The 15,526-nt window shown below is 35.1% G+C and carries 13 protein-coding genes and 1 pseudogene; 3 read left to right on the top strand and 11 right to left on the bottom strand.

Annotation, left to right across the window (positions count from 1 at the left end):
- Positions 1 to 242 precede the first annotated feature (242 nt).
- From BR87_RS09270 to nth, 3 genes are all read right to left on the bottom strand, one after another.
- Positions 243 to 1,088: an endo alpha-1,4 polygalactosaminidase gene (locus BR87_RS09270; protein ID WP_035031318.1), complete on the bottom strand. Its 846-nt coding sequence runs from the start codon at positions 1,086 to 1,088 to the stop codon at positions 243 to 245.
- Between the two features lie 33 nt (positions 1,089 to 1,121).
- Positions 1,122 to 2,081 (bottom strand): glutathione S-transferase family protein, encoded by a 960-nt coding sequence (locus BR87_RS09265; RefSeq protein WP_035031316.1) that lies wholly within the window; start codon positions 2,079 to 2,081, stop codon positions 1,122 to 1,124.
- Between the two features lie 230 nt (positions 2,082 to 2,311).
- Complete coding sequence (gene nth / locus BR87_RS09260; protein WP_035031313.1) at positions 2,312 to 2,956, bottom strand: endonuclease III; 645 nt, start codon at positions 2,954 to 2,956, stop codon at positions 2,312 to 2,314.
- Positions 2,957 to 3,369: 413 nt separating this feature from the next.
- Here nth and BR87_RS09255 point away from each other — a divergent pair, with 413 nt between their 5' ends.
- Both BR87_RS09255 and BR87_RS09250 read left to right on the top strand, forming a co-directional pair.
- On the top strand, positions 3,370 to 4,386 hold the full coding sequence (locus tag BR87_RS09255) for a Gfo/Idh/MocA family oxidoreductase (RefSeq protein WP_035031310.1): 1,017 nt from the start codon (positions 3,370 to 3,372) through the stop codon (positions 4,384 to 4,386).
- A gap of 55 nt (positions 4,387 to 4,441) precedes the next feature.
- Positions 4,442 to 5,419 carry a Gfo/Idh/MocA family protein gene (locus tag BR87_RS09250; protein WP_035031307.1) on the top strand — a complete coding sequence of 326 codons (978 nt, stop codon included), beginning with the start codon at positions 4,442 to 4,444 and terminating at the stop codon, positions 5,417 to 5,419.
- Positions 5,420 to 5,463: 44 nt separating this feature from the next.
- On the opposite strand, the gene BR87_RS09245 is transcribed toward BR87_RS09250, so the two are convergent.
- The 7 genes and pseudogenes from BR87_RS09245 to BR87_RS09215 form a co-directional block, all read right to left on the bottom strand.
- Positions 5,464 to 6,330: a MurR/RpiR family transcriptional regulator gene (locus tag BR87_RS09245; RefSeq protein ID WP_035033078.1), complete on the bottom strand. Its 867-nt coding sequence runs from the start codon at positions 6,328 to 6,330 to the stop codon at positions 5,464 to 5,466.
- 568 nt (positions 6,331 to 6,898) lie between these two features.
- A pseudogene (locus BR87_RS09240) lies at positions 6,899 to 8,213 on the bottom strand (IS1380 family transposase).
- A 327-nt stretch (positions 8,214 to 8,540) separates the two neighbouring features.
- A complete protein-coding gene (gene tnpC, locus BR87_RS09235) occupies positions 8,541 to 10,079 on the bottom strand; it encodes an IS66 family transposase (protein ID WP_169741141.1) in 1,539 nt (512 codons plus the stop codon).
- 129 nt (positions 10,080 to 10,208) lie between these two features.
- Positions 10,209 to 10,568: an IS66 family insertion sequence element accessory protein TnpB gene (gene tnpB / locus BR87_RS09230; protein WP_035031304.1), complete on the bottom strand. Its 360-nt coding sequence runs from the start codon at positions 10,566 to 10,568 to the stop codon at positions 10,209 to 10,211.
- Positions 10,555 to 10,761, bottom strand: coding sequence for a hypothetical protein (locus BR87_RS09225; protein WP_034537336.1), 207 nt, complete (start codon positions 10,759 to 10,761; stop codon positions 10,555 to 10,557). The genes tnpB and BR87_RS09225 overlap by 14 nt, the downstream gene beginning before the upstream one ends.
- 246 nt (positions 10,762 to 11,007) lie before the next feature.
- On the bottom strand, positions 11,008 to 12,780 hold the full coding sequence (locus BR87_RS09220; protein ID WP_034537338.1) for an oleate hydratase: 1,773 nt from the start codon (positions 12,778 to 12,780) through the stop codon (positions 11,008 to 11,010).
- An 889-nt stretch (positions 12,781 to 13,669) separates the two neighbouring features.
- Positions 13,670 to 14,197: an HdeD family acid-resistance protein gene (locus tag BR87_RS09215; RefSeq protein ID WP_035031299.1), complete on the bottom strand. Its 528-nt coding sequence runs from the start codon at positions 14,195 to 14,197 to the stop codon at positions 13,670 to 13,672.
- A 388-nt stretch (positions 14,198 to 14,585) separates the two neighbouring features.
- On the opposite strand from BR87_RS09215, the gene BR87_RS09210 reads away from it, so the two are divergent.
- The gene (locus BR87_RS09210; protein WP_035031291.1) at positions 14,586 to 14,870 is read left to right on the top strand and encodes a hypothetical protein; all 285 of its coding nucleotides are present in this window, start codon (positions 14,586 to 14,588) and stop codon (positions 14,868 to 14,870) included.
- Between the two features lie 223 nt (positions 14,871 to 15,093).
- Here the strand turns inward: BR87_RS09210 and BR87_RS09205 are convergent, their stop codons facing one another.
- Positions 15,094 to 15,519 carry a cupin domain-containing protein gene (locus BR87_RS09205; RefSeq protein ID WP_035031288.1) on the bottom strand — a complete coding sequence of 142 codons (426 nt, stop codon included), beginning with the start codon at positions 15,517 to 15,519 and terminating at the stop codon, positions 15,094 to 15,096.
- Between the last annotated feature and the right edge of the window lie 7 nt (positions 15,520 to 15,526).

The raw sequence follows: 15,526 nt of genomic DNA, 5'->3' as shown, positions 1-15,526 counted from the left end.
GTAGACTCTAATCAGCAATCCCATTGATTTTTGACCTTTGTTTATAAAAAAGAAGAGAAGAACCCCACATATTCTTTTGGATAAAAGGACACGTGGGATTCTTATATAAATAAAACTTATTATTTTTCGATAGAAACTCGAATATTTCTTACTATTAACATTAAACTTTATATGTTAACTGTTTAGAAAGCGACTGTCTCTCTATTCCTTTTCTTATCATCTTTTGTTCCAGCCAATTCGATTCAATTATCCAACTCAACCGAATCGGATATATAATACTCCCAGCCTCTTTTAGTCGCATAATCATGGACATCTTTAGCTAGCTCTTTTTTTGTAGAGTATTCAAGCAAATAGATCTCTTTCCCAGCTTTATCAACTGTATCTAAATAATTTAAGTAGTAGGTTTGATTTTCTTTTGTTTGAGTACTCAGCTTATCTTCCTCAAAATCAATAGCTGAAAAGACGGTTTCTTGGTTTACACCAGTCAAAATATCGTCTATTTGCTGATTTTGCTGTAAATATGCACTAACAAATTCATTTCCTCCATTAATAAGGACCGGTTTGCCATAGCTCATGAGTGTCTTTAAGATCTTTTCCAGTCCAATATACGTTTCTTTTTTTTGAAATTGCCAGTACACATCTACATTATCGATCCAAAAGCCATTAATTCCCTTATCAAGTAGTTCATTAGCTAAAGTAACGGCACTAAAATTTTGCCAGTCTTCATTGGTTACATCGACCCAATATTCTTCTTCCCAATTTTCGTAAGGCCTCAAAGTAAGATACTGAAATTCTTCATAGTAAGGTCTGAAAGTTTCCAATGATCCTACATTTAAATAACTATAAACTTTTTGTCCCCGATCTTGCATCTCAGCAATTTCTGTTTCGGAGAGATTTTGTGCATCAATAATGACTGTTTCGTAACCTTCACTAGCTTCGATTGCTTCACTTCCATCTAAACTCAAAAACACACCATAATCACCTGTATTTTCGAGTATACTGTTGTCTTTTCCTTCTAAATTTGCACAACCTGTTACTCCTAAAATAACCATTGCTCCTATCAAAAAGCATATTGCAGTAGTTTTCATGTAATGACCCCTTTATCTCTCTTGCTATCTATTTTAATCTAAACTAAAATCCAATTCGGGTCCTACTGGAACAATGCCTGTCGGGTTGATGTTTTTGTGGCTGCGGTAATAGTGTTCTTTGATATGCTTAAAGTTCACTGTCTCCGCTATGCCTGGCCAATTGTATAATTCTCTTGTGTAGCGCCAGAGATTTTTGTAGTCCGTTAGTTGTTTGATGTTGCATTTGAAATGGCCGTAGTAAACACTGTCAAAACGGATTAAGGTCGTAAATAATCTCCAGTCTGCTTCGGTGATTTGGTCGCCCACTAGATAACGGTTCTTGCCTAATCGTTCTTCTAATTCGTCAAGAGCATCAAAGAGATTGGCAACTTCTTCTTCGTAAACCTCTTGTTTCGTTGCAAATCCTGCCTTATATACCCCGTTGTTAACAGAAGGATACACTTTGTCATTGATTTCATCAATTTCTGAACGCAATTCTTCCGGGTAATAATCGCCTTCTTTTGCGCCGACTTCGTCAAATGCTGAATTTAAAATCCGCATAATTTCAGAAGATTCATTATTGACGATTTTATTTTGTTTCAAGTCATATAAAACAGGTACCGTCACACGTCCACTATAGTCGGGTTCCACATGTGTATATACTTCATAGAGAAATGTTGCATCAATCACCGGATCAGGAACCACACCTTCTTCTGGTTCAAATGTCCATCCATTTTCGGCCATTAAAGGATTCACGACAGAGACTGAGATCATATCTTCCAATCCTTTTAACTTACGCATGATCAGCGTACGGTTTGCCCAAGGACAAGCTAAGGCTACATATAAGTGATAACGATTTGGTTCAGCTTTAAACCCGGATTCTCCGCTTGGACCAGCACTGCCATCCGGTGTAATCCAATTGCGAAACTGAGACTCTTGCCGTATGAATCGTCCCCCATTCCCTTCTGTGTCATACCATTGATCATGCCACTTGCCGTCTACTAATAACCCCATCATTATTCCCCTTTCAAAACACTGAAATTTATACATTATTTGTATTCGTCTTCTATTTTCATTATAGGTAGCATGATCAAGAATAACAAATAGATTAGTCTGTTAATTAAACGTTTATCTGTCTTTTTAAAATAACCATTTTTATATTCTCGTTAATAAAACTTCTAATACTTTAGTGTCCCAGCTTGATCAGATTCTTTTTGCTTTCTGCTTAATAACCGTATCTAAATCTAGACAGTATCAGCTGGTTCTTCTTCTAAGTCCTTATACAACTGTGGATACTCATGGCACTTCTTATTTCTGGGCGTGCATATTTCTCTTCCGAATGAGATCAAGGACTGGTGTGCTCTTCCCCAGTATTTTGCTGGGATAATTTCTGTCACGCGTTCTTCAATTTGTTTGGGCGTGGCATTTTCTTCTACTATTTTGTGATGCTTACAAACTCGTTCGACATGTGTGTCCACTGCAAAAGCATCTTGGCTAAAGGCGACATTCAATAGTATATTAGCTGATTTAGGCCCAATTCCAGTTAATGATTGCAGTTCCTTGCGTGTATTTGGAACTTCCCCATCAAATTTTTCAAGTAATTGACAGCTGCTTTTATAAATATACTTTGCTTTGTTCCGGTAAAGTCCGACTGTTTTTATGTATGGTTCAATTTCTTCCGGTGAAGATTCGCTAACAGCTTGAGGATTGGGATAGCGTTCGAATAACTTGTCTTTCACTTTAGCGACTGAGACATCTGTTGCCTGCGCACTTAAGATAACGACCATCAACAATTGAAAAGGATTTTGGTAGTGCATCATTGGGACAGCGTTAGGATAAAGTTTCATAATTTCATAGATAACGTGTTGAGCGGCTTCTTTTGTCAGCATAGGCTTTCCTTTCTTTTATTCAATTTTTTTAAATATACCATATTTTCAAAAGCACTAACAAAGAACATCTTTACGTTTTTTATTGCTTTCTCTTCAAAAATCTGTCGTACCTACGATCCTGTTGTTCCTTCTTTATTTCTTCTTGGATTTTCGGGGATATCGTTTCATAAAAAAATAGATTCAGTTTCATTTTGCCATAGTTAAAGATACAGTGTTTAACGAAGAAAAAAGCTGTTTTTAAATAAAAGGATCCTGTAAAAAAAACTAAATAGGTATATCCTGAACATCATGTTCAGGATATACCTATTTAGTTGGAAGAAAAAAGAACATGGGAACCTGAATGGATGAGTAACGGTTTATCTCACTCATTTTCCTATATAATCTAACTATCAGATACTATAGGAGGTTTTTTTATGTTAACAATGGCTTATATCGGAAATGGAAAAAGTACGAATCGTTATCATTTACCTTTTTCATTAAAAACAGAGAACGTTAAAGTGAAAACGATCTATTCTCGTCGTGAAAACAGCTCATGGGATAAAATTCCTGGAGTCCACTATACAACGAATTTAGAAGATATTTGGAATGATCCGGAAATTCAATTAGTTGCAATTTGTCTTCCGGGTTCATTGCATTTTGAATTTGCAAAATTATCACTAGAAAAAGGAAAACACACACTCGTTGAAAAACCTTTTACCGAAACTGCCGAAGAAGCAAGAGAACTATTTGAGTTAGCAAAATCAAAAAACTTACTCGTTCAATGCTACCAAAATAGACGCTACGATTCAGATTTTCTGACTGCTCAAAAAGTTATCGAAAGCGGTAGGATCGGTGAATTGCTAGAAGTAGAAATGCATTATGATTATTTCAGACCAGAAGTTCCAGAAAACAGTACAGAATTTTCAGCAGCTTCAAGCTATTTGTATGGACATGGATGCCATACAATTGATCAAGTTCTTTCCTATTTTGGAGATCCAGACTTCATTCATTATGATGTAAGACAGTTATTAGGCCCAAATCGAATGAATGATTATTTTGACTTGGACTTTTACTATTCAAAAATAAAGGTTTCTGTTAAATCAAGTTACTTCAGAATAAAACCACGACCAAGTTTTGTTCTGTATGGTAAGAAGGGCATGTTTATCAAGCAAGAGAAAGATAGACAAGAAGAACACCTAAAATTATTCTATATGCCCACTCATGCCGATTTTGGGATAGATACTCCAGAGCATTACGGTACTGTGACCTATATAGATAATGAGGGTCTTTATCATGAAGAAAAAGTCGTTTCAGAAATTGGGAATTACAGTCATGTTTATGAAGGGTTATATGAGTCTATTATTAATGGGAAAGAGAAGACTGTGAAAGATGAAGAAACGATTCGTCAATTGGAAATACTTGAAGAAGGTATTCAAAGTATGAAATATTAATTTATCCATTTGTTTTTAAAAAATAGCATCGCTCAACTAAGAAAGAAGGGTTATCATGAAACTAGCCATTATAGGTTCTGGGATGATCGTAAATGATTTTTTAACTATGGTCCGTGATGTTCCAGAGATCCAATTAGAGACCATTGTAGGAACAAATAGAAGTAGTGAAAAAATGAAACTTTTAAAAGACAAATACGGCATTCGGCAAGTCACAACCAATTATTCTGATTGTTTAACCGATCAGAATATCGATACTGTTTATATTGCATTGCCCAATCATTTGCATTTTTCTTTTGCTAAACAAGCCATCCTTAATAAAAAAAATGTTATATGTGAAAAACCTTTTACCTTAAACTTATCCGAAATGAAAGAACTAAGAGAACTGGCTTCAGCAAACAAGGTCATGTTGTTAGAAGCTATCACCAATCAATATTTAACCAATTACAAAAAAATGAAAGAAGCCATATGTACTATTGGAGCTATTAAAATTATTGAATGCAATTATTCACAATACTCATCAAGGTATGATGCCTTCAAAAAAGGAGACATCTTACCGGCTTTCAATCCTAAAATGGGTGGTGGAGCTTTAATGGATATCAATATTTATAACATCCATTTTGTAACGGGTATTTTTGGAGAGCCTCAAAAAGTCAGCTACTTGGCAAATGTTGAAAACGGGATTGATACTTCTGGCATCCTAAGTCTGGATTATGGGGATAAAAAAGTAGTCTGTATAGGCGCTAAAGATTCTACAGCTCCGATACGAACCATTATTCAAGGCGATAAAGGAGCGATCATTATTGAAGGACCTACCAGCAGCATTGACCAGTTTACTGTAATAAATCATCAAAACAAGAGCGAAATTGTTGATTTTAAAGTTCATGCACATCGGATGTATGAAGAATTTATTGAATTTGAAAGAATCATAAGAGAATCTGACGTTGAAACGATGACAAACCACCTTGATCACAGTGAGATGGTCATGTCTATTGTAGATAAAGGATTAGCTTCTGCTGGTATATCATTAGGCTGAATGTTTAAAGTGAAAAACAGGTGCTTTTTCACTATAGGGACGAGTTATAGTTCTTCTGACAAAATCCCATTTTGAATCAGTGACTGTTTTTCTTTTAAATTTTCCAAGTTGCTGCTGTATTCTTTTGCATATAAAATAGAATACAACGTGTCTAATACATATTGAAAGGCAACTTGTGATGCAAAAGTCCCAACCTTTACAAAATCATATTCTTCTTGGACTACTACTATCGTTTTGTTAGCTAGTTTAATCAAATCAGATTCTGTATTTCCCGTTATCAAAATAGTTGGAATCTTTTTGTTAGAAAAATGTTGCAACATACGCTTATATTGCGGACTAGTTCCACTATAAGACAGAAACAGAGCACAGTCTTTTGGAGTAAGGTTAGAAGCATTCCATGCCTCATCTGCATATTCTTCAGAAATGATAGCGAATTTATTAATTTTTACTAATTTATTTTGGAAACTTCTCGCTCTTACTTGTGAATCGCCACGAGAAAACAGAAACATATGCTTAGATTTGAAAAGGATTTCTGCCACTGATTGTAGTAAATCTTCATCTAATTGATTCAATGTTTTTTTTATCGTATCAATCGTTAAATTTGCCATATTCTTAGCTATATCCATGGTTAAATCCTCTGGATTAAAAGGAAAGTTAGCATCTACTTCGCTTGGTAAATGCAATTGGCTGTAAACTATACCTGAAATGGCGTCTTTAAAACTTCTAAATCCATCGTATCCCATTTTTTTACAGAGACGGATGATCGTTGAGTGAGAAGTATACGTTAACTTTGCTAAATCCTCAATATATATCGTAGGAATCTTGGTGATATTTTGGATAATATAGTTGGCAATTCTTATCTCTGTATTTGTAAAGTTCGTTTGGTCCTTCAACTTATTCAATACTTGCACCAAATTTAACAACTCCTTTCTAACATGATTCTATCTCATTTAGTTATCATTTACTATCTAACCGCGAATCTAAAATAGTATATTTTTCTTAATCAGTATCTTCTTTTGGTTTACTCTTTCACTTGTCTTAAGAAGATTTATGAAATAATACTATTCAACTAGATAGTTTATGATTATTTTTAGAATTGTATAAGGAAGTTTAAAATAGCTGAAAGCGGGGCAAGTCTGCGTTAATTCATCTATAAACTACTAAATCGAACCCAAAATGAGCATGTAAGAGCTCTTTTAAGGTTCGATTTTTATTATCTAAAATATTATTATCTAAAATACAATGAAGAGAGAAGAACCAGTGTGCTGTTGCTTCAACCTGAATAATTCATACTTCTAAAATTTATCTGTAAAAGTTATTTTTTTCATCTGCCCATCCCAATTAACTTACTTTTTTATTCATTAAAGGATGGAAAAAGTTAAAATAGGTAAAACGATGAGCTGAATGATAGGGTATTACTTAATTTTGGCTGCACGAACTCCCTGAAAGAAATGAATTTTTTTAAATTCATTTGGATGGTCACCAGCAGAGTTGTTGTATTTTTTCTAACAACTGATAGAAACTATCTTGAAAGACATGAGTCGTGCTCAGTTTTAATAGCAATCTACGGCTACTTCGTACCAATTTTCCTGCTACTTTAAATAAATGCAAGCGGAGAGTATCAATTTGAAGTGTCGCTTCTTTTGCCGATAAAAAAAGTGTTCGCATAAAGTTAACGATATTGTAAGCCAATAGGCTTATCATCATACGAGCATGATTTTCCAGAAAAGTTGAGCTATCGGTTTTATCAAAATAGAATCCATTCTTTGCTTCTTTAATAAAGTTCTCCATCGTACCGCGATTTTGATAGGTATAAAATATGTTTTCAGCGGATAAATTTTCTGAACAATTGGTGATCACATATTCAAGACGAAAAATCAGCTCTCCTGCTTCTCTAGTTGATTTGATGCAAACCCAACGTTCTTGTGACCAACTTTTTGCTCGATAAGACATAGAATAGTAGTGAACTTCTTTTTCTTCCCAATGATGATCATCGCCAATTAAAATGAATGATTCTGCTAACTTTGCTAGTTGAGCATTGGCTTTCAGACGAATCACATAAAAGCTTTCGTTCAATTCACAAGTTTCATATACTTCTGGTGTCGCAAAGCCGCTGTCTCCACGCACAAGGATCGTTGTACAAGGAAGTTGCTGGCTGTAATGATTGAGTAAAGGCCTTAGAAAATCCCTTACACCGTTTGATGTATAAACATTTCCAGAACGAAGTTCTGCCTTTAAAAAGTCGCCCGTTAGCCCATCAAAAGCAACTAAAGGGTGGTAACCGTTTGTTTGATAGTGGGCATTATAGTTCGTTCCTTCTTGATTTCCAAAAGTATCCGAATGAGTAGAATCCAAATCAATGGTCATCTCTGTTGTGTTTCGCTTCAATCGTACTTTATCAATCAAAGCTTGATTCAAATCTTGGAATTGACGGATTGTTTTTTTTATCTATTCGGTCCCAGAAATGTGAAAGAGAAGGTTGTTAAGCAGCAGTTTCTTTATTTAAAATAAGTTGGAAGATGGGATCTTCCTTCAATAATTTAGCTGATGAATCTGCAGCGTAGCCAGAGATCAGTTGGAAAAGAAGTTGTTCTAGTAAGGAGATATTGTCGTGTCTCCAGTAAGTCCGGTCATCTTTGATTTGAAGGAAGCTTTTGGCCAATTCTAAAAATCCAAGTGAGTCCATAAATTGTTTTACTAAAATCAATCCGGCATTTGTTGAAAGATTACCACCAGTGTTGGAAACTGTTAGTTTAGGATTGAAATTTATGCGTTTTTCCTGTAATGTAGCCATTGAGAGAACCCCTTTCATGGTTTAGTTTAGTCACTTTAACCATAACAGATTGAGGTTCTTTTTGTACACCCAAAGGGTGTTGTAAAATATAGGAAATAATGGCTTCACTGTAAGGTTTTAGATAGCTTTCAGAAAAACTATGAATTATTTAGGTAAAATTATTAAAGTTAAATTTATTTAGCTAATTGAAAAAATTTCCAATAATTTATTGAATTGTCGATTATTTTTCTAGCTTTAATGTAAGCGCCTAATAGAAAGGTACCTAGAAAATGGAAAAGGATACCTCTATACTGAGAGGTGTCCAAATGATTGAATATCATGTGCGTTTTAATGACAATTTATCTGCACTTTTGGAGCCCATGGCAAATAAACCTCCAAAAGTGTGTTTTTTTGATTTGGCAGGTGTGTCAGGAGATAGTCAAAATATTTTTGTGGATTCAATCCATTGGCTTTTGCTGTTTCTTGCAGACTCAAGATGGCTGCGTTGGCGTGAGCACCTTCGGTGGTAGCCGCAAACAGCCAATTCTTCCGCCCCATGACGAGGGATTTTATGCCGCGTTCTGCTAAGTTATTGGAAAGCACTAAGCGACCATCCCTCAGAAAATTCAATACTTTTACTTCCTGTTTTAATGCGTAGGAAATAGCTGTTCCGATTTTTCCTTTGATCATCGGATTCAGTGTTCGAAGCCACCCAAAAAATTCTTCGAGTTTTGGCTGCACAAACTCCCACCTTTTTAATTGCCGTTCCTCGACCGTCAGGTCTGCCAGTTTCTTTTCCTCTTGAAAGATAGCATCGCATTTCTCCACGGCTAACCGTGAAGTACTTTTCTTTTCCCCTTCTTCGGCGGGAAGAGCATCATAGAATTTCCTTCGAACATGAGCAAAACAGCCAATGGACGTAACATCAGTGAGTTTCCCGTAAGAGGAATACCCATCCGAGTGAAGGTATCGTTTATAACCGGCTAAAAAGTTTTCGAGAACCTCGCTTCCTCTGGAAGGTCCATGTTTGTAAATGTGGATTTTCTTCTCCGCATACCGTCCCGAGCTGAAGAGCCAGACGTAATCCTTTGTTCGATGGCTATCCAAAACATTGAAAGTTGTCTCATCCGCATGAAGCACTTCTTCTTCCAATAAGGCTTTCTTCAATAGCTGAACCAACGGTTCAAAATAATACTCACTGGTTTTTTTATGCCAATTGGAAATGTTGGTACGTTTGATATCAAAATTCATCATCGTCCAATGGGCTTCCTGACGGTAAGTAGGGACTTTTTGTTGAAACTTTTGGTAAATGGTTTCTGCAATAAGAGAAGCAGAAGCGAAAGAGCCGCTGAGTGGAGATTTCGGTACTTCAGCTTTTATGATAGATGTTTCTCCGTATTTTTCGCAAGATGGGCAGGAATAGGACAATCGAATATGCCGATGATTCTCTAAGCGGGCAGGAATGTATACGACCTCTTCACGTACGACTTCTTTTCCCATTTCTTTCATGGCAGAAGCACATTGAGGACAAGTACAATTTTCTTCACGGTATAGATGCTCAACGACTGGTAAGTGAGCGAGTTTTTCTTTTTGATGACCTTTCTTCTTATGACGACGGACAGGAGTTTCTTCGATTGTTTCTTCTTCGCTTTGGCTGCCAGTCTGCTCTGGCCAACTAAAAGACGGGTCATCCTCAAAAAGATCCGTTTGGTTGGGATGAATTTTTTCAGGAGACAAAGTCTCCTTTTTGCGTCCAAACAGTTGTTGGAGAAGGTACTGGTTCTGTTCGCGTTGAAGGGCCAATTCTTCATTTACGTGTTTGAGTTGTTGTGTTAACTCAGTTAGATTTTGAGCCATTAACTCATTTTGTTGTAAGGCTTTTTCCAACTGCTTTTCTAACGACTTCGACATGAAGAGACCCTTCTTTCTGTTTTTTTCGATAGGCTAATTATAATCGGTTTTCATCAGAAAAACTAGCCTGGAAAGAAAATTTATTCTCCGTTCCAGACTAGTTTTTTATGTCACGATTCCTTCAGCTGCCGGTTGTATAGTAACTTTCTGGTCAATTGACAATCCTTCCAGCAGCCAACGTAGTTGCTGGGAAGTCAGTTGTTTGATTTCTTGTTGATCTCTCGGCCACTTCAAACGTCCATTTTCGAGTCTCTTATATAAAAAAATAAACCCGTCGCCCTCCCAATATAGGGCTTTGAACCGATCTTTTCTTCCACCGCAAAACAGGAATACGGCATCATCATAGACATTCATATCATATTCTTCCACAATTGTTGCAGTTAAACCATCAATTTGCCGGCGCATATCAGTTTTTCCACAAACGATAAATACATTCTTCACTTTAGTAAGGTCAATAATTTTCATGAGCACTCAACCCCGATAAAAGAATATGCACTATCTCCTCTTTGATCTCTTCATAGAGAAATAACTCTGCTCGGGAGAATTTGACACGAGCCACCAATGTAGAGGGGGAAGCCTTCGGCTTAAATGACGTGGTAGATGAAGCTTTTGAATCACCGTTTAACGTCACTGGGACAACATCTTGTTTTGCTTTCAAAAATAAAACCTACTGTAAACTTGAATTGTTTCAAGTTTATCAAGAGATTTTGTATTTCGGAAGATACCTTTCTATTAGGCGCTTACGCTTTAATTCCTTGCAATGGATAATGTTTCATTTTATTGTTACCTTTATGTTTTTTTGAGCAATATAGAGACATGGCTGGGACAATATTCCCCAGCCATGTCTCTATATCTACCTACTTTTCAATATTGTTAAATTTTATTTATTTGTATGGTTTCAATGCTAAAGAAGATCTGATTCTTTCAAAACATCTTCAATATACGTATTTTTGGTCTTCTTAACAAAAGTTTCTATCAATTTCCGCTCTACAAACGGAAGCTCCGTTTTCGTAAGTTTCTTCTTATCCGTTAAATAATATACAGCATTGGCAAGTGTACGAATATCATATGCAGAATCAAAAACTTCAGGAACACCACGTTCAATATTTAATAATTGATAAACAGCCTCCATAGCTGTTCTGACAGAATATTCAGTAGTAAATACTGTATCACGTTCTGTTTCTGCAAAGTTTCCAATGAATGCCAAGTTTTTTGATCCGTTTGGAATTACTAAAGGACGATCTCCTGGTGCTCTTAACATAAAGTATGAAGTAATATAGGGCATATAAACTGGAATTACTGTACAAGAAGTTTCAGATAACACTTGAATATCTTCTTCTGGTACACCAAGATGATACATTAATTCTTGAACAATTTCTTGACCGGAACATTGTTCGATTGGTTTTTTTATATAATTTCCTGGTTTATTTGATAACAAGCCATAGACCCACATTATTGTTTGTTGATCATTTTGTCCTTTAAAATGTGGTTGACGGTGTATTGCAAAGCTCATTAACCAGTTTGAATCCTTAATAGTGATTATGCCACCGGTAACGACTTTTCCTGTCCGCAATTTTCTCTTCGTTAATCGTGAAATATAGGGTTCAATATCGAAGTTTTCCCAAGTTACTGTTGCTGAAATATACCAACTTTCAGCTGGAAGATTTTCATAGAATACTTCTGGATGTCCAAATTCTGAAGATTGTTTAGCTAAGTTTTTCCAAAGATTCCAGCTTCCGCCTAATTCATGAGTTATTGGTGCAGGTGTATTATGGTCTCCTTGAGTGGAACTTTCTGTGATTGATCCATTTGTAACAAAAACAAGATCGTTTTCAGATAAGGAAATTTCTTGTGTTTTTTCTTCCTTTGTTAACAAAATAGTGCGCGCAACTTTGGTTTCGTGATCAATATCAACCTGAATATTATTAATTTTTGTTTCATATTGGAAGTCGACGTCTTGATCTTTTAAGAACGTGATTAAAGGTTTAACTAATGACTCATATTGATTATAACGAGTGAACTTTAATGCAGAAAAATCAGGTAATCCTTTAATATGATGAATAAAGCGCATTACGTAGCGCCTCATCTCGATTGCAGAATGCCATTTTTCAAAAGCGAACATTGTACACCAATATAACCAGAAATTTGATTCAAAAAATTCATCGCCAAAGACATCTTCAATTTTTTTGCCAATCAATTGATTTTCAGAAGTCATGAATAATTCAACTAACTCTTTTTGTGCTTTTTTTGATAACGTAAATTGACCATCATCATCTGCCCGTTCTCCGCGATTATGGATAATTCGACAGTTAGAAGAGTTGGGATCATCATGATCTAGCCAATAAAATTCATCTAAAACGGATGCATCTTCCACTTCAAGTGAAGGAACAGAACGAAAAAGATCCCACAAACACTCAAAATGATTTTCCATTTCACGTCCTCCACGAGTAACAAAACCATCATGTGGAATAAAGGTTCCATCTAATGAACCACCTGAAAGGGATAGTTCCTCAAAAATGTGAATACGTTTACCTTCCATATGACCATCTCGAATCAAGAAAACAGCCGCTGCTAAACCTGCCAACCCAGCACCGACGATATAAGCGCTTTTTTCTTCGATACCATCTGGCTTACGACTTTTTGCAAATGCTTCATAATTCCCGTTTGTATGTCTCATTGTCTATTCCCTCCTATATTTTTAAACATCTTAAGTTTATTCCTATTGTGGTTTTATGTCAAACAATACGCTGATCCTGGGACAGAAAACAACTAAAAAAACAATCATACTCATTTGAATGCTTTTAAAAAAAGAAATATCTTTGGTATAATTAATAATAAGTAACGACAAATACAATATTAGGCTGGGGAATCCTGGTAAATTATGGTGAACAATAGTTTCTCAAGCTATGGATTGTGAATCCCTTTTGGTATAATCGGTTCCTAACAAACAACTCCCGTTTTTGTTTTTTTTCCTCGAATCTAGTAGACAAAAAAGTCAGAGTTGTTTGTACTTTTATGTCTTCTATTACTTAAAAAGTTGTAAAGTGGGGTTACATATATGAAATTAAATAGAATCGTGCATCCCAAATTTTACTCATTCAAGGTCTTTTTTAAAGAAAAATACGACTAATACAAACCAAATTTTTCTTTAACTTTTAATTTCACCTTGATATCTCTTTTTTACATTCAGTTAAAAACTGACTCTTTTTTAACTTGAGTAGTCATTCCTATACTTACACCTCCAGTATGAGCCATATACAAAACACCCGTTTGGTTATCGCAAGTATTAAATAGGTCCTTTACTTACTGTGCCTACAATCATTTTTAATTAAGTGGGACAAACCTAGAAACAGACATTAATTATTTTTCAATAGTTCACACCAAAAGAAATTGCAATCCATCCTCCTGTAGACACTGGCATTCCTGCTTTTGTATCATTCAAATTATTAATTTTATACACTTATCATAAGGGGAATGAGGGCGCACTAAAAAAAGTAGGAATAACAAAACGTTATTCCTACTTTTTAATAATTAACACATGACACTGTATAAAATCATGGCTACGCTTAGACAAAGGCATCGATCAATCGAATAATCGCTACAATAAAGAAATAAAAAGCGATTAAAGTAGCCACTGAAATTATTGCTGCATATAAATTACTTAATAATACTATTCCTAAAATCATTCCTAAAATACCCAAAGTTAAATAGGTCCAAAACCACTTTTTATTGACAGATTGTAGTCGAAAAGCAACCAAAATATTTCGAATAGAATCCACTATAAACCAAACAGCAAAAAGAATTGGTAGGAACGTCAAACTAATTGTTGGATTTAGAATAAGATAGAAGCCAATGAATAATCCAAATAGCCCAGTAATCAAAATGAGCCAAGAGTTACGTTTGAATACCGATTTAAGTTCAAAGTAAAGCATAACGCCTATAAATCCCTGAGCAATAGCAATACTTCCATACAGAAGGCCTAAAGTTATTAAAGTTTCCACAGGGCTACGAAAAGCTATCCAACTGGCTATGAAAAAGAGAATACTCGCAAGAAGGCTTCCCCAACCGAATCCATTTCTATTTTTAGTAATCATAAAATATCCTTCCTTTCTTTTGAAAAAAATCTGTAAAAATCAAACTTATGAAGTTAAGTTTTACTCCATTATCATTATGCCAGACGTTGTCCCTAAAACACAACCTAAGTATTTACAAACAATAAAAAGACAGACATCCTAAAAACCTGGATTCATAATTAACTTCCTTACTTTTGCCTAGTTGTCGCTTAATCAGCATTAAGACAAATTCAAAAATTATTTAAGTGTTTTTCAACTTTCTATATCGAAAAAGTTATAGTAAGGTAAATAATTCTACGGGCTATTCTTACACAATATGCTATAATTTCATGTATTGAGAAGTCATAGTATGTAGAATAAGATACTTATAAGATTGAGTAAGAATAATAAAAATATTGGAGGAATAATTATGTTTCTAATATTGGGAATTATTGCTATAGTAGCAACTGTTTTAAATCTTTATTTATACAAACTAGGCAAAGATTATAAGTTAGCAATGGCGATGGGACTGTCATTTACAGCAATGACAATTGTTGCAGGCCACAGCATGATATCTAATTGGGTAAAAGTAGAAGATTGGGCTGCTTTGTTAGATGTAGTACCTACCTTGACAACGGCCCTATGGGCTTTAACGATTGTATCAATATTATTAAATGTAATTCCGATATTTTTAGAGCTAAAAAACAAACATTAGTTAAAGCTAATCAAATGACTGAATAGAGGCTCTCCAAAACCGAGAGTTAGTAAGTAGTGATTTGATTGAACTATACTGTCGATTTTAGATAGCCCTTAAACTGATCCAAATAAAATAATAGTATATTTGGAAAAAAGAAGCTAGGACAAAACCTCCCATAAAACGAAAAACGCTAATTTCAAAAATGCAATTAGCGTTTTTCTGATTTTAAAATGAATTTATTCTAGTCTTGTTCATTAGGATCATTACGTGCATCATCATGTGTTTCATGTATAGTACCTGGAATATGATCTGGCCCTGCATAAATCGTGTATAGTTTTAAAGGTTTATCGCCTGTATTCAAGATGTTATGCCACATATCAGCTGGAACAAAAACAGCGTCATCATCTTGAACTTTTTGTTCAAAGTTCAAGTTATCCTCAGTAGGGCCCATTTTACATAGTCCGTTTCCTTCTTCAATACGAATAAATTGATCAATACCATGGTGAACTTCTAACCCTATATCATCATTAGGCTGAATAGACATAACGGTAACTTGTAATTTTTCACCTGTCCACATTGTTGTCCGATACCTATCATTTTGGACAGTAGCCTCTTCGATATTCACTATATAAGGTTTTTTTCCATATTTTTTATCGTTAATTTCCATTTCTTTT

It is taken from the genome of Carnobacterium mobile DSM 4848 (assembly GCF_000744825.1).
Lineage (GTDB): Bacteria > Bacillota > Bacilli > Lactobacillales > Carnobacteriaceae > Carnobacterium_A > Carnobacterium_A mobile.
The sequence above is the reverse complement of the archived record's forward strand: the minus strand, read 5'-3'. Positions and strand labels throughout refer to the sequence as shown.

Excerpts from the sequence above, each read along its gene's own strand:
- tnpB (WP_035031304.1), bottom strand. The coding sequence starts at position 10,568 with ATGAAAATTATTGACCTTACTAAAGTGAAGAATGTATTTATCGTTTGT.
- BR87_RS09270 (WP_035031318.1), bottom strand. The coding sequence starts at position 1,088 with ATGAAAACTACTGCAATATGCTTTTTGATAGGAGCAATGGTTATTTTA.
- BR87_RS09265 (WP_035031316.1), bottom strand. The coding sequence starts at position 2,081 with ATGGGGTTATTAGTAGACGGCAAGTGGCATGATCAATGGTATGACACA.
- nth (WP_035031313.1), bottom strand. The coding sequence starts at position 2,956 with ATGCTGACAAAAGAAGCCGCTCAACACGTTATCTATGAAATTATGAAA.
- BR87_RS09205 (WP_035031288.1), bottom strand. The coding sequence starts at position 15,519 with ATGGAAATTAACGATAAAAAATATGGAAAAAAACCTTATATAGTGAAT.
- BR87_RS09210 (WP_035031291.1), top strand. The coding sequence starts at position 14,586 with ATGTTTCTAATATTGGGAATTATTGCTATAGTAGCAACTGTTTTAAAT.
- BR87_RS09250 (WP_035031307.1), top strand. The coding sequence starts at position 4,442 with ATGAAACTAGCCATTATAGGTTCTGGGATGATCGTAAATGATTTTTTA.
- BR87_RS09215 (WP_035031299.1), bottom strand. The coding sequence starts at position 14,197 with ATGATTACTAAAAATAGAAATGGATTCGGTTGGGGAAGCCTTCTTGCG.
- BR87_RS09255 (WP_035031310.1), top strand. The coding sequence starts at position 3,370 with ATGTTAACAATGGCTTATATCGGAAATGGAAAAAGTACGAATCGTTAT.
- BR87_RS09220 (WP_034537338.1), bottom strand. The coding sequence starts at position 12,780 with ATGAGACATACAAACGGGAATTATGAAGCATTTGCAAAAAGTCGTAAG.